We start from the raw sequence: 19,729 nt of genomic DNA, 5'->3' as shown, positions 1-19,729 counted from the left end.
CGGTCATTGACGGCAAAGCGGACCGTGGCGTTGCGTCGAAGAATACGACCCGCCTACGGTCTGCCCCATGAGCCAATACGGTGGATCTTCTTACGCACAACCCGCGCCGCCCGCCCCCGGGGGCGCTCCGGCGGACTCCGCACAGTCCAAGAAGTTCGCGATCATCGGGATCGTCGGCGCGGCCCTCGCCCTCGTCGGCTCCCTCGTGAACTGGGTCGTGGGCGGCTCCGGAGACGACACGGGCGGCATCAAGGGCATGGACGGCGACGGCGTCATCACGCTGATCGTCTCCATCGTCGCCGCGCTGGCCCTGGTCGGCGCCATTGTCACCAAGAAGGCGCAGCTCTTCCTGGGCGGTGCGGTCCTGTCGCTGGTCACCGTGGTCTTCGCCGTGATCAACATGGCTGACCCGGCGCGCCTGGTCGCCGCGAAGCTGGAGAGCGATTCAGGGGCGTCCGCGGAGGAGGCCGAAAAGGCCGCCGACGCGGTAGTGAAGGCGGCCGACATCGGCGCGGGCCCCGGCCTCTACATGGTGCTGATCGGCGCGCTGCTGACGGTGATCTTCAGCTTCCTCGCCTTCAAGAAGTCCCGCAGCAACTGATCCAAAAGAATTCGGCGACCGCGAAATTCCACGATCGCACCCGAGAGCCCGCTTTTCGGCCGCACCCCGGCCGAGAATGCGGGCATTCGGATTTTCGGGGATCGCCCCGAACGTTTTCCAGGGACCGCCCGACAATTTCCCCGGACCTCCGCCGTTTTCCCGGGAGTGCCCGGCGAATTCCCTCGGGCCGCCCGGCGCTATGATCGCCGCGTGGCCGATATCTATGACCTGATCCTGTCGGTGAACCTCCCCGACACCCTCTCGGACGCCGAGATATCCGAGCTCCGCTGGCACCTCGGCCTCACCCCCCAGCAGCCCGCCGCCCTGACCCTCGTGACCGGCTACGCCGAGCCGCTGATCGGTGACGACGGCAAGCCGGAAGAGGACGAGCAGGGCAACTGGCTGACCCTCTACGAGCCGTACCCCGTCCTCGCCGCCAAGGGCCCCGCCGACCGGGCCGGCGGGGTGCTCCTGTCGGCCATGGAGCCCGGGACCCGCGGCGGCTGGGCCCTGACGTCCCGCCAGGAGTTCCACCCCGATGAGCTCGACCGGGTGGACGAGCTCCTGGTCTGGCTGCACGAACGGGCCGTCGACCCCCTCGCCTTCCAGTGCCATGTGCGCTTCTACGAAGACGACAGGTTCGCGCCGGTGTCGGTCGCGGACGGGGAAGTGAATTGGCCCTGACGCACCCCCGGCGGGCCCTTGATTCGAGCGCACTCAAAGGGCTTGGCTGGGTGTTCATGGAGTACACGCAGCTCGGACGTACGGGACTCAAGGTCAGCCGGTTGGTCCTCGGCACCATGAACTTCGGCCCGCAGACCGACGAGGCCGACAGCCACGCGATCATGGACGCGGCGCTCGACGCGGGCATCAACTTCTTCGACACCGCCAACGTCTACGGGTGGGGCGAGAACAAGGGCCGCACCGAAGAGATCATCGGGAGCTGGTTCGCGCTGGGCGGCGGCCGGCGGGAGAAGACCGTGCTGGCGACGAAGGTGTACGGCAACATGGGCGTCGACGGCGAGCCCTGGCCCAACGACGACAAGCTCTCCGCGCTCAACATCCGCCGCGCCGTCGACGCCAGCCTGAAGCGGCTGGGCACCGACCACATCGACCTGTACCAGTTCCACCACGTCGACCGCTCGACCCCGTGGGACGAGATCTGGCAGGCCATCGACGTCCTGGTGCAGCAGGGCAAGATCCTCTACGCCGGCTCCTCCAACCACGCCGGCTGGCACATCGCCCAGGCCAACGAGGCCGCGCGCCGCCGTGGCTCGCTGGGGCTGGTCAGCGAGCAGTGCCTGTACAACCTCTTCGAGCGGCGCGCCGAGATGGAGGTCATCCCGGCCGCGCGGGAGTACGGCCTCGGGGTGATCCCCTGGTCGCCGCTGCACGGCGGGCTGCTGGGCGGGGCCATCCGCAAGGAGCGGGAAGGCGGCGGGGCGCGCAGCACGTCCGGGCGCAGCGCCGACGTGCTGAAGGACAGCGCGGTGCGGGACCAGATCCAGAGGTACGAGGACCTGCTCGACAAGCACGGTCTGGAGCCCGGCGAGGTGGCCCTGGCCTGGCTGCTGACCCGGCCCGGGGTGACCGGCCCGATCGTCGGCCCGCGCACCGCCGAGCAGCTGAGCTCCGCGATCCGCGCCGGCGAGCTGACCTTGAGCGAGGAGCTGCTGACCGGGCTGGACGAGATCTTCCCGGGCACCGGCCCCTCGCCCGAGGCGTTCGCCTGGTAGTAGGCGTAGTAGGCGTACGGCCACGTCACGCCGTGGCGGCAGCGGCTCGGCTTGGCCCCAGCCCCGACATCGGCCTCAGCCGAAGGCGGCCGCCACGGCGACGACGACGAGTATCAGCACGAGCGCACCGCTCATGATCAGGTTCCTGGTCTTGGGATCCACTCCTTGAGGGTAACGGGACCGCTCAATGCCCCAGCGGCCAGGCGGCCACCACCTCGTAGCGGGGCTGCGCGCCCGCGACCCCGGGCGTCGGCGGATGGCTGCGCACCAGACTGAGCTCGGCCACCGTCCAGGCGCTGCCCTCGAAGTCCGCCAGCCCCGCCACATACGGCCGCAGGTCCGCGCCGCCGCGGCAGCGCGCGAGCGTGAGATGAGGGTGGTAGGGGCGGTGCCGGTCCATGGGGAGGCCGGCCCGCCGGGCCCCCGCCTCGGCGGAGTCGGCCAGGTGCCCCAGGGTCGCCCGGTCGCCCTCGACGCCGACCCACACCACCTTGTCGGAGAAGCGGCCGCCGCCCGCGAGCCGCACCTCGTGGGGCGGGTGGCGGTGGGCCGCCCGGGCCAGCCGCTCGCGCAGCGCGGGCAGCACCTCCTCGTCGACCTGGCCGAAGAAGGCAAGCGTGAAGTGCCAGCCCGCGCGCTCGGTCCAGCGCAGCCCGTCCGCGCCCGGGAGCCCGCGCAGCGCCCCCACCCGGGCGGCGAGCTCGGCGATGGCCGCCTCGGGGGGCAGCACAGCGGCGAAGAGTCTCACCCGCCCAGTCTCGCGCAAGCCACTGCCCGCGTCAGGCCGCCGCGGGCACCGGGTCCTCCTGCGCTTTCTCCGCGTTCTCAGGGGTTCGCGGTACGAAGGTGAGGTGCGGGCGCCCCGGCCGCAGGTCCACCTTCATCCGCAGGCCGCCCGCCCGTACGAGGATCAGGCCCACCGCCACCGCGGCCGCCGCGGAGACCAGGCCGCCCGCCGCGAAGCCGACCCGTGCGCCGTAGGTGTCGGTCACCCAGCCCACCAGGGGACCACCGAGCGGGGTGCCGCCCACGAAGACCATCATGAACAGGCTCATCACGCGACCGCGCATCGCGGGGTCGGTCGCCAGCTGGACGCTGGAGTTCGCCGTCACGTTGAAGGTCAGCGAGAAGATGCCGATCGGCACCATGAGCCCGGCGAACAGCCAGAAGGTGGGGGACAGCGCCGCCGCGACCTCCAGCAGGCCGAACATCAGCGCCGCGCCGACCAGCACCCGCTGCCGGGTGGCGGTGCGCCGGGCGGCCAGCAGCGCGCCGGTCACCGAGCCGACCGCGATCAGCGAGTTGAGCAGGCCGTAGGTGCCGGGCCCCGCGTGGAAGACGCCGTCGGCGAAGGCGCTGAGCCAGATCGGGAAGTTGAAGCCGAAGGTGCCGATGAAGCCGACCAGCACGATGGGCCAGATGAGGTCCGGGCGCCCGGCGACGTAGCGCAGCCCCTCGCGCAGCTGTCCCTTGCCGCGCGGCGCGCGCTCGACCTTGTGCAGCTCGGCGGGGCGCATCATCAGCAGGCCGACGAGCGGGGCGGCGAACGACAGCCCGTTGAGCAGGAAGGCCCAGCCGCTGCCGACGGCGGTGATCAGCACACCGGCGACCGCCGGGCCCACGAGCCGGGCGGACTGGAAGTTCGCGGAGTTCAGGCTGACCGCGTTCCGCAGGTCCTTGGGGCCGACCATCTCGACGACGAACGCCTGCCGCGTGGGGTTGTCGACGACGGTGACCATGCCGAGGAGGAAGGCGATCAGATAGACATGCCAGACCTGCACCTGGCCGCTGAGGGTGAGCGCGGCGAGCGCGAGCCCGCACAGCCCGAGCGCGCCCTGGCTGAGTACGAGCAGCCGGCGCTTGGGGTAGCGGTCGGCGATGACCCCGCCGTACAGGCCGAAGAGCAGCATCGGGAGAAACTGCAGCGCGGTGGTGATGCCGACCGCGGTGGAGGAGCCGGTGAGGCTGAGGACGAGCCAGTCCTGGGCGATACGCGACATCCAGGTGCCGGTGTTGGATATCACCGCACCCGTGGCGAACAGCCGGTAGTTGCGGACCTTCAGGGAGCTGAAGGTCCCGCCCCTGGTACGCCCGGCTGCGGCGTCACCAGTGGGAACGGTCATGGGATCGGAATCAGGTGCGGGTGCGGAGTCTGCTCCGGGTCCCGTACTCAAAGCGCGTTCGCCTCCTAGGCGGCTCGTTCCCTCTCACATGTGCGCGAGCTTCTCCAAGACCGGCGCGGCGGCGCGAAGCGTGGCCCGCTCCTCCTCGGTCAGCCCGCGGACCAGCTCGGCCAGCCAGGCGTTCCGCCTGCGCCGGCTCTCTTCGAGCATGGCCTCTGCCCGCTCGGTCGGCGAGACGACCTTCTGCCGCCGGTCCTCCGGATGCGGCTCCAGCCTGACCAGTCCCTTGGCCTCGAGCAGCGCCACGATGCGGGTCATCGAGGGCGGCTGGACATGCTCCTTGCGGGCGAGCTCACCCGGGGTGGCGGAGCCGCACTGGGCCAGCGTGCCCAGGACGGACATCTCGGTGGGGCTGAGCGACTCGTCGACACGCTGGTGTTTGAGCCGTCGCGACAGACGCATCACGGCGGATCGCAGTGCGTTCACAGCGGCTGTGTCCTCGTTGCCACCATGGGACAGATCCGGCATGGTCTTTAGCATAACTCATTACCTCGCCTAATGAAAACCCGTGTGACGACCCGATAACATTTTCACCCATACGAGTGAGTCCGTTCCAGAAAGTGACGCAGGGAGACGCATGTGACGGGGCACCGGCCCGGAAGCGTCCCCCACAACGCGGAACGAGCGCCCGGGACCATGTCATCCGGACGCTCGCTCATGCGCGAGGTGTCTGTGTGGCGGCGTCAGCCGGACCCGAGGGCCTGCTGGATCGGGTCCAGCAGGAAGTAGACGAGGAAGCACAGCCCGACCACGCTGAGCAGCCAGGGCACCTCCCGCGTCCGCCGGGTCGCGATCCGCAGCAGCAGGTACGACAGCACGCCGAGGCCGATCCCGTTGGTGATGCTGTAGGTGAACGGCATCGAGACCATGGCCAGGAAGGCCGGGACCGCGACCGTGAAGTCGCTCCAGTCGATCTCCTTGACGTTCGCGGCCATGATCAGGAAGCCCACCACGACCAGCGCGGGGGTCGCGGCCTGCGACGGGACGATCTTGGCCAGCGGAGTGAAGACCAGCGCGAGCAGGAAGAGCCCGCCGGTCACCACGTTCGCGAAGCCGGTGCGGGCGCCCTCGCCGACGCCCGCCGTGGACTCCACGAAGCAGGTGTTGGCCGAGGTCGAGCCGAAGCCGCCGCCCGCGACGGCGACGCCGTCCACCATCAGGATCCGGCCCATCCCCGGCAGCTGGCCCCGCTCGTCGGTGAGCCCGGCCTCCTCGCCGACGCCGATGATCGTGCCCATCGCGTCGAAGAAGCCGGACAGCAGCACGGTGAAGACGAACAGACAGCCTGTGAGGATGCCGACCTCGTGGAAGCCGCCGAAGAGGCTGACGTGGCCGATCAGGCCGAAGTCGGGGGTGTCGACCACCTTGTCCGGCAAGTTGGGGACGGTCAGCCCCCAGCTGCCGTCCGGGATGTCGGCCACGGCGTTGATCGCCACCGCGACCACCGTCATGGTCACCATGCCGATGAGGATCGCGCCGCGCGTCTTGCGGACGACCAGGACGAAGGTGAGCGCGAGCCCGGCCACGAAGACCAGCACCGGCCAGCCCTGCAGCCTGCCGTCGATGCCCAGGCCCATCGGCACGGTGGTGTGCGCCTTGTCCGGGTTACGGCTGACGAAGCCCGAGTCGACCAGGCCGATCAGGGCGATGAACAGCCCGATGCCGATCGCGATGGCGCGGCGCAGCCCGCCCGGGATCGCGTCCATCACGCGTTGCCGCAGCCCGGAGGCGACCAGGAGCATCAGCACCAGGCCCGCCAGGACCACCATGCCCATGGCGTCCGGCCAGCTCATCTTGGGCGCGAGCTGCAGCGAGACCACGGCGTTGATGCCGAGTCCGGCGGCGAGCGCGATCGGGACGTTGCCGATGACCCCCATCAGCAGGGTGGTGAGGCCGGCCATCAGGGCGGTGGCGGTGACGAGCTGGCCGTTGTCCAGGTGATGGTGGTACTTGTCCGCGCCGGCCACGAGGATGATCGGGTTCAGCACGATGATGTACGCCATCGCGAAGAAGGTCGCCAGACCGCCACGGACCTCCCGGGAGAGGGAGGACCCCCGCTCGCTGATCCGGAAGAACCTGTCCAGGCCGTTCCTGGGGGGCGCCGGAGCCTGCTGCTCGGCGTCGGCCGGCGCGGTGACCGAGGGGGACATGAAGTACCTCAAAGGTGCGTGAACATAACCAACGGGTCTTTTTGGATGATCAGACAAGACAATCCAGCCAGACCCGGACGGTTTCAGTATGAATAGATGAAGCGTAAAAACGCCAATCCCGTGCGCCGAGGCCCATGGACGGCCGGCCACAGGGGCATGACCAGCGGCGACAAGCAGCGGGCCGGGTGCGGGGACGGCGCTCTCGCCGTCCCGCACCCGGCCCGTAAGCTGTGCCCATGACGAAGTGGACCCCCAAACACGAGGCCCCGGCGCCCCTGGAGGGCAATGTCGTCGCCACGATCACCGGTGGCACGATCGTGTGGTTCGTCCTCTTCCTGGTCCAGCTGCCGTTCTACAGCTGGTACGACGACCACGGCCATCTGTGGTGGCTGTGGACCTGCCTGGCCGGCGGCGGCCTGGGGCTGCTCGGCATCTGGTACGTCCGCGCCCGCGAGGCGGCCATCCGCCGCTCCCCCGAGCCCTGACCCGGTCCCGCTGACCGCACGTCTTACTGCACGTCTTACTGCACGTCGATGAAGTCCCCGCCCGCCGTGGCCGGCGGGGTGGTCGAGGTGCCCGCGAAGGTCCAGCGGTACCAGCCGTCCTCCGTGGCGGTGACGGTCGTCTTCAGGGCCCCGCGGCTGCCCGTGTTCACCGTCTTGAGCGTGGTGTACGTATCGCTGTCCCGCTTGCGGAACTGGAGCTGCGCGGGCTGGTTGGTGTAGCCCGCGTAGGCGCTGGTCTCCCAGTTGGCGCGGGTCAGCGCACCGGTCACGGTGAGGGTCTTGCCCTTCTTCACCGGCTCGGGCGAGGCGTCGACCGTCAGCTTGGACAGCCGCTGCATCGCGAAGGAGCCCGCCTTGCCGGAGGTGAAGTAGTCACCGTCCTTGGCGTCGATCCAGGCGCTGACATACCAGGTGCCCGCCGGGGCGTTGTCGACGAAGTCGACCGCCGGGTCGACGGTGAAGGTCCCCGTGCAGGTCGAGGTGGTGGCGTCCGTGGCCGAGGCGACACACTTCACCTTGGCGTCCGGCTGGAGGTAGCCGTACGACGGCCCGTCCAGGTAGAACTCGGCGCGCTTGACGCCCGAGTCGTCCGACGCGGTCACCGCGACCTTGAAGGTCTTGGCGCCCGTCGTCCCGATGGCGACCTTCCCCCCGCCGTCGACCGTCACGTTCGTGATCGTCGTGTCGCCGTACCCATCCGCCTGGGCCGCCGGAGCGGCCAGACCGCCCAGGGCGGTGGCGGCCGCGAGCATGGCGAAAATCGTGCGCTTACGCATCTGTCCCCCCACAGGACTGAGAGGGCCCGGCCGCGGGCATGCGGCAGCGGAGCCCGAAGAGGAACAACTGTACGATCTTCACTGATCGTTCACAACCGTTTCAGTGGTGCCACGATTCTTTCTGGGTACAGGAGTTGCTCACCTCTGGCGCCAACTGACCAGTAATGTGGGCTCCATGACCGGCCATGGTTTTCGAGCGGACCAAATCGACACCAGCAAGCCGCACTCGGCTCGCATGTACGACTACTACCTCGGCGGGAAGACCCACTACTCCGTCGATACCCGGGCCGCCGAACGGGTCGTGGCCGTCTGGCCCGACGTCATCCCGTGGACCCGCGCCAACCGGTCCTTCATGCACCGCACCACGCGCTGGCTGGCCACCGAGGCGGGCATCCGGCAGTTCCTCGACATCGGCACCGGCATCCCCACCGAGCCCAATCTGCACCAGGTGGCCCAGCAGGCGGCCCCCGCCTCCCGGGTCGTCTACGCCGACAACGACCCCATCGTCCTGGCCCACGCGCAGGCGCTGATGCTCTCCCACCCCCAGGGGCGCACCGCCTACCTCCACGCCGACGTCGCGAATCCCGAGTCCGTCCTGGCCGCCGACGAGCTGCACGCCACGCTGGACCTCAGCAAGCCCGTCGCGCTCTCCCTCAACGCGCTCATGCACTTCATCGGCGACGACCAGAAGCCGTACGAGATCGTCCAGCGGCTGCTGGCCCCCCTGGCACCGGGCAGCTACCTCGTCCTCTCCCACGGCTCGATCGACCCCCGCCCCGGCCTCTCCGACGCGGTCACCAACCTCTACCGGTCGAGCGGCATCCATGTGCAGGGGCGCACCCACGAGGAGATCACGGCCTTCTTCGACGGACTGGAGCTCGTCGAGCCGGGCGTGGTGATGCCGCACCGGTGGAAGCCGGAGAGCGAGCGGGAGCGTGCGGAAGCGGAGGCGGAGGATCTGTGGATCTACGCGGGCGTGGGGCGCAAGGGGTAACGGGGTAACGGTATTCGCCGCCCTCTCCCGAGGCCTCGGGAGAGGGCGGCGAGGTAGAGGCCGGTCAGTCGAACCAGCGGGCGCGGGCCAGTTCTTCGGTGCGGGTCAGGTCTTCCAGGAGGGCCGCCACCTCGAAGCGGCGCGCCCACTGGCCCGCTGCCCAGGCCAGGCCCGCCGCCACGCCCTCCAGCGTCGCGGCGTGCAGCGTGCCGTCCACGTACCGCCAATCCAGCTCAGCCCGCCCGTCCGGCTCAGGGGGCACCTCCCGGCGGTAGCCGGGGGAGCCGCCCTCGACCAGCAGCTCCTCGTGCTCGACGTACGACAGCGGGGCGCCCGGCAGCAGTTCGCGCACCGCCGTCGGGACCTCGTGCGGCTCGCCCTGGGAGACGACCGGGGCCGGGTACGCCTCGCTCAGCCGCCGGACCTGGAACAGCTCCGCCGCGTCCGCCGACCGCTCAGGGCCCACCGGGAGCAGCGCCCGGCCGTCCGCCTCGGCCAGCGGCATCAGGTCCGGCGCGTCCGCGACCAGCGCGTCCCCCGCGTCGACGACGCACGGCTCTCCATCGACCACGGCGCGCAGCTCGTCCGGCAGGGTCACCTGCTCGGGGTCCAGGTCGGCCAGGAGCCCGTAGATGGCGTGCAGCTGAGCGGGGGTCACCGGGCGGTCCTCGTCGGCCAGCCGCGCCAGCAGCTCCGCCGCCCCGCCCGGCTCGTCCAGCAGCGCGGCGACCGAGGTGCGTACGCCCAGCGCGCGCAGCACCTGCTCGTCCTCGAACCCGGCCGCGTCCACCGCCTCGTACAGGCCGGCCAGCAGCGGGTCGCCCCCGGCCGCGCGCAGTCCGGCCGGCCGGCGCCCGTCGAGCACCGGGTGGCCGCGCAGCCACCAGGCGGTGTACGAGCGCACCGACTCCGTCGTGCCGTCCGGCAGCAGCACCCGGACCGGCGCGGTGAGCGCGTCGCGCAGCGGTGGCCGGGCGAGCATCGCCAGCGCCTGGGGCCAGGCGTCGTCGTCGACCAGGTCCAGGTCCCGTACGGCGACGATCTCGGTGGCCACCGGCGGTACCGGGGTCTCGGGCAGCCGGTCCAGGGCGTCCTCGCACCACACGTCGACCGCGTCCAGCAGCCCCACGTCGTCGGGCTCGGCGAAGTCCCCTTCGCGCGGGTCCAGCTCGTCCGGGTCCAAAACCACATCGGTGGCCCGCACCAGCGTGAAGCCGGCCAGCACGCCGACCGCGGCCAGCGTCTCCTCGCCCCACCGCTCGGCGAGCTCGGCGTCGCACGCGGCCAGCTCGCCCTCCCGCATCACCCGTTCGAAATCGCTCCCGGGGAAGACCAGCTCCCCGGCGGGGGCCGGCTCTCCCTCCTCGTCGGGCAGCGCCAGCGCGCCCAGCCACGGCTCGTCGCCGGGCGCGAGCCGGGCCTGCTGGACGAGGCCGAGGACCGTCTCGGCGAGTGTGTCGGGGTCGAGCGCGGCGGCGGGCGCGCCCTCGTCCTCCGCGAACGGGTCGTACTCGTCCTCCGCGTCCAGCGAGTTCGCGACGGCGGCCCGCACCTGAGGCGTGGTCAGCACGGCCCGCGGGGTCGCGGGGGTCGCACCGAGCTTCTCCAGCAGCGGATGGGCGGCGTCCGGGTGGGCGACCTTCAGGCCCAGCCGCGCCAGCGTGCGGTGCCGGTCGTCGGCCGCCCCCTCGCCCCCGGCCGCCTCGCCGACCGCTTCCCCGCCGCCCGTCTCGCCCGGCAGCGGCAGCAGCACCTGCCGGGGCCCGATCGTTGTCCGCCCGTCCGCCAGCGGCACCGGCAGCCCGCTGAGCCGGTCCGGGTCGGTGCCGCCCAGCGAGTCGTACAGCCGCCGCCACCACGCCGGGGCGCGCTCGACTCCCGCGAGCCGGTCGATCACCTCGCCGAGCGGCGCCCGCGCCACGCCCAGCACCCGCAGCTCCTGCCGCCGTTCGAGACCGGCGGGCAGCAGCGTCGGGAACAGCTCGGCCAGCACCTGGACGGTCTCGACGCCCGCGCCCTCCAGGATCTCGGCGTCCCGCGGCCGCAGCGCGTACGGCTCCCTGTCCGAGCCGCCGACCAGAATGTCGTCGTCCCACTGCCGCTCGGCCGGCGCACCGCCGCCCGGGTTCCCCGGCCCGCCCTGCGCGGCGTCCGGGCCCAGTGCGTCCGGCGAGCCCAGCCAGCCCGTCTCCGCCCCGACAGCCCCGGCGTCAGCCTCTCCGCCGCCCTCCGGAGCGGCGGCGCTGGGCAGGAACGGCACGCGCGGCAGCAGCTCCAGGATCCGCCGCCGCAGCTCGCCGTCCAGCTCCCCCTTGCCCAGCGGGCCGGGGACCAGGCCGATCGTCCCCACCCCCACCGGGTGCCAGTCGCGCAGCAGCGTCGCGTACGCCTCGGCCGCGCGCTCCACCAGGAAGTCCGTCAGCGGCCCGGGGGCGGTGTGGCGGCGGGTCGGCTCCAGCGGGAAGGAGGCGATGAGCAGCGCGGGCACGCCCAGCGGCTCGTCCGTCGGCGTCGGCGCATGCACCACCGGGGCCGTGCCCGGCCGCGCCGGCGCGCCCTCCGCGTCCACCGGCACCGCCCAGGTCACCGACCACACCGGCCGCAGCCGCTCCTCCACCGGGCGGTCGGCGAGCAGCGCGGCGTCCAGCGGGCCGCCCGCGGTCTCGGTCCGCCACCGGCGGACCCCGTCGGCGTCGGCGGAGCCGCTGTCCTCCACGACCGTGTACGGACCCTGCTTGCGGCGACGCAGCGTCCGTACGCCCTCGGGCGTCTCGACCACGACCTCCGCCAGGCCCGGCAGCGTGATCAGCAGCGCGTCGTCGATCCGGGCCAGCAGCCGCTCCACCACGTCCTGCGCGGCACCGTCGCGCAGCGGCAGCACGACCACGGTGTCGTACCCCTCCGGCGCGATGCCCTCGGCGGGCAGCGGCAGGCGCAGCAGCGGTACGTGCCCGTCCCGGCGGCGCAGCTCGTCCCCGAGGCCGGGGCTCGCCGCAGCCACCCCGTACGCCAGCTCGCGCGCCTCCGCCAGCGACCAGCGCGCCCCGCCCGAGCGGCCCACGACCGCGGGCTCGTCGCTGACCGCGAGCACCGCCGCGAAGCCCACCCCGAACCGGCCGACCGCCGCGCCGGGCTCGTCCCACCCGGCGGTGTCCCGCTTCGCGGACGCCCGCAGCGTCGACAGCGACTCCACGCCGGCCGCGTCCAGCGACGCCCCGGTGTTGGCCGCCGCCAGCACGGCGGGCTCACCGTCCCGCGCCGGGTGCAGGGTCAGCCGCAGCCGGCCGGGCACACCGGCCCGGGCCGCGGCGTCCGAGGCGTTCTGCGCCAGCTCGACCACGAGGCGGTCCCGGTGGCCGCCCAGCGCCAGGTCCTCCTCGGCGTTGGCGTCCTCCCGGAACCTCGCGGGCGAAGCGGCCCAGGCGTCCAGCACGCCGCGCCGCAGCCGCGCGGTCCCGAACGGATCCGCGTCCTCCGTCGCGCCTCGCACCATCGCCGTGCTGCTCACGTGTCGCCTCCGGGGTCCTGGTCTGGGGCCATGTGGGGTCCGTCTGTGTCAGTTCCTGGGAATGCGTCCCGCGTCACTGAGTTCCCCCGCGGCCCGCCTTCCCCACTGCTGTGTCGCCGAACGTACCGCCACCTCGCTCCCGATCTCGCGCCGCCCTCTTCCATCCTGCGCGTGAGCGCGCCGCGAGAACGGGAACAGACCGGGCACCGGCAGACCAGGCAGCGACCGATCAGGCACGGGCCGATCAGGAGTGGCCGAGTTCCTCCGCCGGCGTATCCGCCTCCACCGACCCCCCGGTCCGCTCCGCGGGCCCCCGCAGCGCCAGCGGCTCGACGATCGTCTCGTCGATCACCGGCGGCGCCGGGCGCGGCGGCTTCGGCATGACGGCGGCCTCGGAGTGCGCCCCGCAGCCGTACGACAGGGACACCACTCGCCCGTCCGCCGGGCTGAACTCATTCGCGCACACCCCGAACGCCTGCCGCAACGACCCCGCGAGCGGCATCAGGAAGCCGCAGCTCGCGCAGGCCGCGGGGGCGGCCTGTGCCATCGGCGTCTTCGCACCGAACGAATCGTCCCAGCGGTCCGCCGCGACGTGCAGCCCGTAGCGGGACAGCACGCGGGCGCGGCGCATGCCCAGCTCTTCGGCGACCGCCGCGATGCTCCCGATCGCGGGCGGCTTCTCCTGCGCGGCGGGCGTGCCCGCCGTCACGTCGGCGTCCTCGACCGCCGCGAGCTGCTGCATCTCCTCCGAGACGAGGGAGTTCGGCGGCGGGGTGTCCTCGCCCGAGTAGCCGGGCTCCAGCCGCAGGTCCTCGGCCTCGCTGGGGAGCAGGTCGCCCGGGCCCAGGTCGCCGGGGCGCAGCCGCTCGCTCCAGGGCACCCACTCCGGCGCCAGCAGCGAGTCCGGGCCGGGCAGCAGCACCGTCTCGTCGACGGTGACGACCTTCGCGCGGGAGGCACGGGTGACGGTCACCGCCCAGCGCCAGCCTCGGTAGCCCAGCTCCTGGCACTCGAAGAGGTGGGTGACGACGCGGTCCGCGTCGGCGACCGCGCGCACATGCTCGCCGACCGTGCCCGGATGGGCGGCTTCCGCGGCCGCCTCACGCGCGAGTTCGACCGCCTCGGCGCACAGGCGGTCGGGGGTACGGCTTCGCATCGCAGCACTCACAGGATCGATTCTCTCTTCCACGCCGTCGCAGCCGTTTGACGAGTGCGCCAGCCGCACGGCCGGGACGCGGGACCGTGGACGGAGCGGACCATGGGGCCGCGTCGACGTCCACGCCCGATCCGGCCTCGGGCGCACCTTGTACGTCCCATTCTGCGGGATGGCGACTCGGCGCGTGGCCAAGAACGACCGTCGGTGGCGCGTAACGCACGCTACCCTGTCCGGCCCACTCGGCCCTACCCCCGTCCGCCCGGAAGCCGCGGAAGAAGCCATCCAGGAGCCGCCAAAGAAGCCACCAAAGAGGAACTTATAGTTCCGGATGGCGGTCGGGGGCCTCACATACCGGCCGTCTTGGCTGCACCATGGTCGGGTGGAAGTCACGAGGTTCATCGGCGACGGCCCGATCCGACGGTCCGGCCGTCGAATCGGCCGGGCGCTGCACCTCCCCTTCACCGCGACCGGCAGAGGCATCCGCCGGGCCACCCACGCCCACGGCGCCGGCGAATCCGGCCTCGGCAAGCTGATCGAGCTGCACGCCGTGAACTCCGCGGGCGACATGCTGATCACCGTCGCCCTCGCCTCCACCGTCTTCTTCTCCGTACCGACCGCCGAGGCGCGCGGTCGCGTCGCCCTCTACCTGGCCATCACCATGGCCCCCTTCGCCCTCCTCGCGCCCGTCGTCGGGCCGCTCCTCGACCGCCTCCCGCACGGCCGCCGCGCCGCGATGGCGAGCGCCATGCTCACGCGCGCGGTGCTCGCGCTCACGATGGCGGGCGCGGTGGTGGGCGGCGGCCTGGAGCTGTATCCGGCGGCGCTCGGGGTGCTGGTGGCCTCCAAGTCGTACGGCGTCGTACGGTCCGCCGTCGTGCCACGCCTGCTGCCGCCCCGCTTCTCGCTGGTCAAGGCGAACTCACGGGTCACGCTCGCCGGGCTGCTGGCGACCGGCCTGGCGGCCCCCATCGGGGCCGGGCTGCACCAGATAGGGCCGACCTGGCCGCTGTACGGGGCGTGCGCGGTGTTCGCCGGGGGCGGCTTCCTCTCCTTCACGCTGCCGCACAAGGTCGACTCGGCGAAGGGCGAGGGCAAACTGCAGCTCACCTCCGGCGAGCACCATCTGCACCTGCCGAAGCCCACGCACCGCGAACCCACCCGGGAACCCGCCCCCGAGCCCGCCCGGGAACCCGCCCCCGAGCCCACGCCAGAGCCCGCGCCCGAACCCATGCCAGAACCCGCGCCCGAGCCGACGCCCGAGCCGACGCCAGAACCCACGCCCGAGCCCGCCCACGAGCCCGCAGGCGCGTCCGCGCGCGCCTCCCGCGACCCGGCGAGCGACACGGGCGACGGCGACAAGGCGGGCGACAAGGCGGGCGACAAGGCCCCGCGCCGCGTCGGCCTGCGCAAGGTCAGCCCCTCCGTGCTGCACGCCCTGCAGGCGTGCACCTCCCTCAAGGCGCTGTCCGGCTTCCTGACCCTCTTCCTCGCCTTCCTGCTCCGCGAGCACCCGCTGGGCGGACTGAGCCCCGAGATCTCGCTCGGCGTGGTCGCGGTCGCGGCGGGCGGCGGCAACGCGCTGGGGACGGCGATCGGCGCCTGGCTGCGGGAGCGCGGGCCGGAGCGGATCATCGCGGTGGTGCTGACCTCGGCCCTGGGGGTGCTCGTCGCGTCGGCCGCCCTCTACAGCGCGGTCATGGTCGCCGCCGTGGCCGCGACCGCCGGGATCGCGCTGGCACTGGCCAAGCAGTCGCTGGACGCGCTGATCCAGCGCGATGTGCCCGAGCGGGTCCGTACCTCCGCCTTCTCCCGCTCGGAGACCACGCTGCAGCTGGGGTGGGTCGTCGGCGGGGCCGTGGGCATCGTCCTCCCGCTCAGCGGCGTGCTCGGCATGTCCGCCGCCGGCGCGATGATCGCGCTGGGCGCGGCGGCGAGCGTGCGGGGGCTGCTGGCGGCCGCCCGGCATGGAGCGGCGCACCCCCGCGTGGCGTGATCACAGGGGCCCGATAGCCTGCCCGCATGACCGCTGCGCTGTTTACCAGGGGCAAGGGCCGCCGCGCCGCTACCGCCGCCTGTGTCGTGTCCCTCGGGCTCGTCGCCCTCTCCGCCTGCGACAAGCCGACCCCGCTGGCGACAGTCACGGTCGGTTCGAAGACCGTGACGACCGAGGCCGCCAAGGGCTGCTACAAGGACGGCGACGTCGTCGCCAAGTCCGAGAAGAAGGTCACGGCGTGCCTCACCAAGAAGCCCGGGCAGACGCTGTCGGTCAGCCCCGGTGAGAAGGTACGGGTCGGTGTGGACCCGAAGATCGCCGAGTCCGGCTGGCTCGTGATAAGCGAGGCCCACGGGCTCATAAACGGCCAGTCCAAGAAGACCTACCGCAGCCTCGACAGCGACACGCTGTTCGAGCAGACGAACCCGCAGACCGGCCAGACCACCACGCTCGACACCGTGACGATCGTGGTGGTGGAGACCGGCGAGGGCAACGGGATCAAGGGCGCGTGGCCGATCAAGCTCACGCGCGACGCCTGACACCCGCCGTCTGACCTGACCGGGACAGCCGCCGGCCGCCGCAGCCGGGAGATCCGGGAGCCGCTGATGCGCGTACTCGTCGTCACCGCCGTGCCCGCCGAACGGGACGCGGTGCTGCGTGGCGTAAGAAGCGAGACAGCGGCCGGCGCCGAGGCCGAGGTCTCCGTACCCGGCGGACGGACGCTGCACCGGGTCGTACGGCCCCCGCTCACCGTGGACGCGCTGGCCGCCGGGGTCGGCCCCGCCGCCGCCGCGGCGGCGACCGCCACGGCCCTCACCGCCGCCGAACTCGGGCACGCGCCGTACGGGCTCGTCGTCTCGGCCGGCATCGGCGGCGGCTTCGCCCCCACGCCCCTCGGCCGCGTCGTCGTCAGCGAGGCGATCATCGCCGCCGACCTGGGCGCCGAGACCCCCGACGGCTTCGCCGCCGTCACCGACCTCGGCTTCGGGACCGTCGAACACCTCCCGCCGCCCGCGCTCGTACGGGCCTTGGCCGAGGCGACGGGGGCGGTCCGCGGCACCGTGCTCACCGTCTCGACCGTGACCGGCAGTGCCGGGCGCGCCGCGGAGCTGCGCCGACGGCACCCGGGCGCCGTCGCCGAGGCGATGGAGGGCTTCGGGGTGGCCGAGGCGGCCGCCGCGCACGGGGTGTCCGGCGTGCCCGTTCTGGAGCTACGGGCGGTCTCCAACGCCGTCGGCCCGCGCGACCGGGCCGCCTGGCGGATCGGCGAGGCGCTCGACGCCCTGGCGGGCGCCTTCCGCCACCTCCCGCCCGCCCTCGCCACCTGGAAGGGACCCAGCAGATGACCGCCCAGACGCCTCCGCAGGCGACCCCTCAGCCGACGCCGCAGCCGTTGAGCATCGCGTACTCACCCTGCCCGAACGACACGTTCGTCTTCCACGCGTGGGCACACGGGCGCGTCCCGGACGCGCCCGCGATCGACATCACCTTCGCCGACATCGACATCACCAACGGCATGGCGGAGCGCGGCGAGCGCGATGTCCTGAAGGTGTCGTACGCCGTCCTGCCGTGGATCCTGCGCGACTACGCGCTGGTGCCCTGCGGCGGGGCGCTCGGGCGCGGCTGCGGCCCGCTGGTGCTCACGAAGGAGCCGGGGGCGGCCAAGGACCTCGCGGGCAAGACGGTCGCCGTGCCGAGCGAGCGCTCGACGGCGTATCTGCTCTTCCGGCTGTGGGCGGCCGGCGAGGTGCCGGGCGGGGTGGGCAGGGTCATCGTGCTGCCGTTCGACCAGATCATGCCCGCCGTGCGGGACGGCCGGGTCGACGCCGGGCTGGTCATCCACGAAGCCCGGTTCACCTATCAGAATTACGGCCTGCACCGCCTGGCCGACATGGGCGAGCACTGGGAGCTCACCACGGGCCTGCCCATCCCCCTCGGCGCGATCGTCGCGAAGCGGTCGCTGGGCGCCGAGCGGCTGCGAGCCATCGCCGAGGCCACTCGTACGTCCGTACGGGCAGCCTGGGACGACCCGACGGCTTCGCGCGGCTACGTCCAGGAGCACGCCCAGGAGATGGACCCGGCGGTCGCCGACCAGCACATCGGGCTCTACGTGAACGAATTCACCGCCGACCTGGGCGAGGACGGCTACGCCGCGGTGCGCGGGCTGCTCACACGCGCGGCGGCCGAGGGGCTGGTACCGCCCCTCGGCCACGGCGCGCTGGACTTCGTCTAGACGTCGAGCTGGTCGGCCACCGCCCGCAGCATGCCCGCGATCTTGTGGCCCTGTGCCTTGTCGGGGTAGCGCCCGCGCTCCAGCTGCTGCGTCACGTTCTCCAACAGCGTGGTCAGGTCCTGGACGATGGACGCCAGCTCGTCGGGCTTGCGCCGCTGGGCGGCCGCGACAGAGGGGGCCGGCTCCAGCACCGTCACCGAAAGTGCCTGGTCACCGCGGTTGCCGGCCACGACGCCGAACTCGACCCGCTGTCCCGGCTTCAGCGAGTCCACGCCTTCCGGGAGCACCGACGAGTGCACGAAGACGTCGCCGCCGTCGTCACGGGAGAGAAAGCCGAAGCCCTTCTCGCTGTTGAACCACTTGACCTTGCCGGTAGGCACGTCTGTCCTCGTCCTCGTCACTCGTCGGAAAACACGTAAAAACTGCTCTGGATAGCACTACAGCGGGTCGTAAGACCCGCCAGCACCAAGGCTAATGGTCCGGAGCCTGGTGACAAGACGTACCCGGATGGTTCCGGGTGGTGGTTCCTACGAGCGCTCTGCTCCGACCTACCCTGTTGCGGTGAGCAATGAAACACGACACGACGCAACGGCCCCCGGCGATCGACTGGTGCGCCTGGGGGTGATCGTCTTCGGCGTGGGCGCCGTGGCCACTCTGATCACTGTAGCCCCGCTCTTCCTGGGCCTGCACGCGCTGCCGTCGGCCGCGTACTTCGTGTGCATGCTGATGGGCGTCGGCTTCGCGCTCGCCGCGGCCGGCCTGCTGCGCTCGATCGCGGCGCAGCGGCGCGCGGCCGCGGCCGATGGTGCGCACCGCCCCGACGGGACCGGGCAGGCCGAGTCCCCGTCGGCGTCGCCCTCAGCGCCCTCTTAGGGGGAGGTCGCGAGGGCTCCCACGCCTGAGCGGAGGTCATCCCTCCAGGTGGCGGGCCAGCCACTCCGGGAAGGCGGTCAGGTCGTCGAGCACCACGTCGGCCCCTGCCGCACGCAGCTCCTCCGCGCCGCACGGCCCGGTCGCGACCGCGACGGACAGCGCGCCCGCCGTGCGTGCGCCGCGCACGTCGCCCGTGTGATCCCCGACGTACACCGATGCGCCGTACTCGCGCAGCGCCTCCGCCTTCGCCTCGGCCCACAGCCAGCCGACGACCGCGTCCGCCTCGATGCCCAGATGGCTCAGGTGCAGCTTGGCGTTCGGCTCGTGCTTGGCCGTCACCACGACCGCACGGCCACCCGCCCCCTGCACCGCGGCGACGGACTCCCGGGCGCCGGGCATGGCGGCCGTGGGGGCTATCGCGTACTCCGGGTACAGCGTCCGGTACAGCTCCCCCACCTCGTCGATCCGCCCCTTCGGAAACCAGTGCGCGAGCTCCTGCTCCAGCGGCGGGCCGAGGCGGCTGATGGCGAGGTCGGCGTCGACGAAGGTGCCGGTGGCGGCGGAGAGCGCCTCGAAGGCGGCCTTGATGCCGGGGCGGGAGTCGATCAGGGTCATATCGAGGTCGAAACCGACCGTCACGGGGTGCGCAGGCGTAGAAGGCATGCCCGACATTCTGCCTCCGCTACCGAACGCTTCCTTCCGCACACGTTCTGCATGTGCCCGTAAGCGGTTCGCGCCCTGTCGGCAGAGAAGCTGTCGACGGAGAAGCTGTCCATGGACAAAGGGCATCGTCCACCGTTCATCAGCCCCCCTGACCTGCGGCATGACCGCCGCCACCGGGTGGCCAATCCCTCCGGCTCGCACGGTGGGGTTTCCCCTCCACGACCCGCCACCGCCGGAGGAGACAGCTTTGTGTTCGCAAGCGTTCGGGCGGGTCAGCGCCAGGGGTTGTGAGCTGCTGCCGGTTGACAGCGCTTGGGTGCGTTTTGGTGTGCATGAGTGAGCATCGACGACCGTGCG

General features: G+C 72.3%; 19 protein-coding genes. 10 read left to right on the top strand and 9 right to left on the bottom strand.

The features are described 5' to 3' along the window. The first annotated feature begins 67 nt into the window (after positions 1 to 67). The 3 genes from PV419_RS16865 (at position 68) to PV419_RS16855 (ending at position 2,337) form a co-directional block, all read left to right on the top strand. The gene (locus PV419_RS16865; RefSeq protein WP_319689431.1) at positions 68 to 601 is read left to right on the top strand and encodes a hypothetical protein; all 534 of its coding nucleotides are present in this window, start codon (positions 68 to 70) and stop codon (positions 599 to 601) included. 210 nt (positions 602 to 811) lie between these two features. Continuing rightward, positions 812 to 1,285: a hypothetical protein gene (locus PV419_RS16860; protein ID WP_319689429.1), complete on the top strand. Its 474-nt coding sequence runs from the start codon at positions 812 to 814 to the stop codon at positions 1,283 to 1,285. A 56-nt stretch (positions 1,286 to 1,341) separates the two neighbouring features. After that, on the top strand, positions 1,342 to 2,337 hold the full coding sequence (locus PV419_RS16855) for an aldo/keto reductase (RefSeq protein ID WP_319689428.1): 996 nt from the start codon (positions 1,342 to 1,344) through the stop codon (positions 2,335 to 2,337). Between the two features lie 184 nt (positions 2,338 to 2,521). On the opposite strand, the gene thpR is transcribed toward PV419_RS16855, so the two are convergent. The 4 genes from thpR to PV419_RS16835 all read right to left on the bottom strand — a co-directional run bounded on the left by thpR (position 2,522) and on the right by PV419_RS16835 (position 6,670). Next, positions 2,522 to 3,085 carry an RNA 2',3'-cyclic phosphodiesterase gene (gene thpR, locus PV419_RS16850; RefSeq protein WP_319689426.1) on the bottom strand — a complete coding sequence of 188 codons (564 nt, stop codon included), beginning with the start codon at positions 3,083 to 3,085 and terminating at the stop codon, positions 2,522 to 2,524. Positions 3,086 to 3,116: 31 nt separating this feature from the next. Next, positions 3,117 to 4,511, bottom strand: coding sequence for an MFS transporter (locus PV419_RS16845; protein ID WP_319689424.1), 1,395 nt, complete (start codon positions 4,509 to 4,511; stop codon positions 3,117 to 3,119). Positions 4,512 to 4,544: 33 nt separating this feature from the next. Then, positions 4,545 to 4,988, bottom strand: a complete 444-nt coding sequence (locus tag PV419_RS16840; RefSeq protein WP_319689422.1) for a MarR family transcriptional regulator — start codon at positions 4,986 to 4,988, stop codon at positions 4,545 to 4,547. Positions 4,989 to 5,203: 215 nt separating this feature from the next. Beyond that, positions 5,204 to 6,670 carry an NCS2 family permease gene (locus tag PV419_RS16835; RefSeq protein WP_319689420.1) on the bottom strand — a complete coding sequence of 489 codons (1,467 nt, stop codon included), beginning with the start codon at positions 6,668 to 6,670 and terminating at the stop codon, positions 5,204 to 5,206. A 236-nt stretch (positions 6,671 to 6,906) separates the two neighbouring features. Between PV419_RS16835 and PV419_RS16830 the strand changes: the two genes are divergently transcribed. Next, the gene (locus PV419_RS16830; RefSeq protein ID WP_319689418.1) at positions 6,907 to 7,155 is read left to right on the top strand and encodes a DUF2530 domain-containing protein; all 249 of its coding nucleotides are present in this window, start codon (positions 6,907 to 6,909) and stop codon (positions 7,153 to 7,155) included. 35 nt (positions 7,156 to 7,190) lie between these two features. On the opposite strand, the gene PV419_RS16825 is transcribed toward PV419_RS16830, so the two are convergent. Beyond that, positions 7,191 to 7,952 (bottom strand): Ig-like domain-containing protein, encoded by a 762-nt coding sequence (locus PV419_RS16825; RefSeq protein ID WP_319689416.1) that lies wholly within the window; start codon positions 7,950 to 7,952, stop codon positions 7,191 to 7,193. Positions 7,953 to 8,127: 175 nt separating this feature from the next. On the opposite strand from PV419_RS16825, the gene PV419_RS16820 reads away from it, so the two are divergent. Beyond that, positions 8,128 to 8,946, top strand: coding sequence for an SAM-dependent methyltransferase (locus PV419_RS16820; RefSeq protein ID WP_319689415.1), 819 nt, complete (start codon positions 8,128 to 8,130; stop codon positions 8,944 to 8,946). 64 nt (positions 8,947 to 9,010) lie between these two features. Here PV419_RS16820 and PV419_RS16815 read toward each other — a convergent pair whose 3' ends face one another. Beyond that, positions 9,011 to 12,439, bottom strand: coding sequence for a sacsin N-terminal ATP-binding-like domain-containing protein (locus PV419_RS16815; protein WP_319689980.1), 3,429 nt, complete (start codon positions 12,437 to 12,439; stop codon positions 9,011 to 9,013). Positions 12,440 to 12,698: 259 nt separating this feature from the next. Beyond that, complete coding sequence (locus PV419_RS16810) at positions 12,699 to 13,610, bottom strand: DUF3027 domain-containing protein (RefSeq protein WP_415925317.1); 912 nt, start codon at positions 13,608 to 13,610, stop codon at positions 12,699 to 12,701. Positions 13,611 to 13,989: 379 nt separating this feature from the next. Between PV419_RS16810 and PV419_RS16805 the strand changes: the two genes are divergently transcribed. The 4 genes from PV419_RS16805 to PV419_RS16790 all read left to right on the top strand — a co-directional run bounded on the left by PV419_RS16805 (position 13,990) and on the right by PV419_RS16790 (position 17,836). Beyond that, positions 13,990 to 15,603 (top strand): MFS transporter, encoded by a 1,614-nt coding sequence (locus tag PV419_RS16805; protein ID WP_319689411.1) that lies wholly within the window; start codon positions 13,990 to 13,992, stop codon positions 15,601 to 15,603. A 26-nt stretch (positions 15,604 to 15,629) separates the two neighbouring features. After that, on the top strand, positions 15,630 to 16,142 hold the full coding sequence (locus PV419_RS16800; RefSeq protein ID WP_319689409.1) for a hypothetical protein: 513 nt from the start codon (positions 15,630 to 15,632) through the stop codon (positions 16,140 to 16,142). Positions 16,143 to 16,208: 66 nt separating this feature from the next. Next, positions 16,209 to 16,949 carry a futalosine hydrolase gene (locus PV419_RS16795; RefSeq protein WP_319689407.1) on the top strand — a complete coding sequence of 247 codons (741 nt, stop codon included), beginning with the start codon at positions 16,209 to 16,211 and terminating at the stop codon, positions 16,947 to 16,949. Next, positions 16,946 to 17,836 carry a 1,4-dihydroxy-6-naphthoate synthase gene (locus tag PV419_RS16790; protein ID WP_319689405.1) on the top strand — a complete coding sequence of 297 codons (891 nt, stop codon included), beginning with the start codon at positions 16,946 to 16,948 and terminating at the stop codon, positions 17,834 to 17,836. Before PV419_RS16795 ends, PV419_RS16790 begins: the two co-directional genes overlap by 4 nt. On the opposite strand, the gene PV419_RS16785 is transcribed toward PV419_RS16790, so the two are convergent. Then, positions 17,833 to 18,216, bottom strand: coding sequence for a cold-shock protein (locus PV419_RS16785; RefSeq protein WP_319689403.1), 384 nt, complete (start codon positions 18,214 to 18,216; stop codon positions 17,833 to 17,835). The genes PV419_RS16790 and PV419_RS16785 overlap by 4 nt on opposite strands. Before the next feature lie 127 nt (positions 18,217 to 18,343). Here PV419_RS16785 and PV419_RS16780 point away from each other — a divergent pair, with 127 nt between their 5' ends. After that, on the top strand, positions 18,344 to 18,709 hold the full coding sequence (locus PV419_RS16780; protein WP_415925321.1) for a hypothetical protein: 366 nt from the start codon (positions 18,344 to 18,346) through the stop codon (positions 18,707 to 18,709). Between the two features lie 36 nt (positions 18,710 to 18,745). Here the strand turns inward: PV419_RS16780 and PV419_RS16775 are convergent, their stop codons facing one another. Beyond that, the gene (locus PV419_RS16775) at positions 18,746 to 19,372 is read right to left on the bottom strand and encodes an HAD family hydrolase (protein WP_415925316.1); all 627 of its coding nucleotides are present in this window, start codon (positions 19,370 to 19,372) and stop codon (positions 18,746 to 18,748) included. Positions 19,373 to 19,729: the final 357 nt, after the last annotated feature.

Origin of the sequence: Streptomyces sp. ME19-01-6 (genome assembly GCF_033793745.1) — a bacterium.
Classification (GTDB): domain Bacteria; phylum Actinomycetota; class Actinomycetes; order Streptomycetales; family Streptomycetaceae; genus Streptomyces.
The sequence above is the reverse complement of the archived record's forward strand: the minus strand, read 5'-3'. Positions and strand labels throughout refer to the sequence as shown.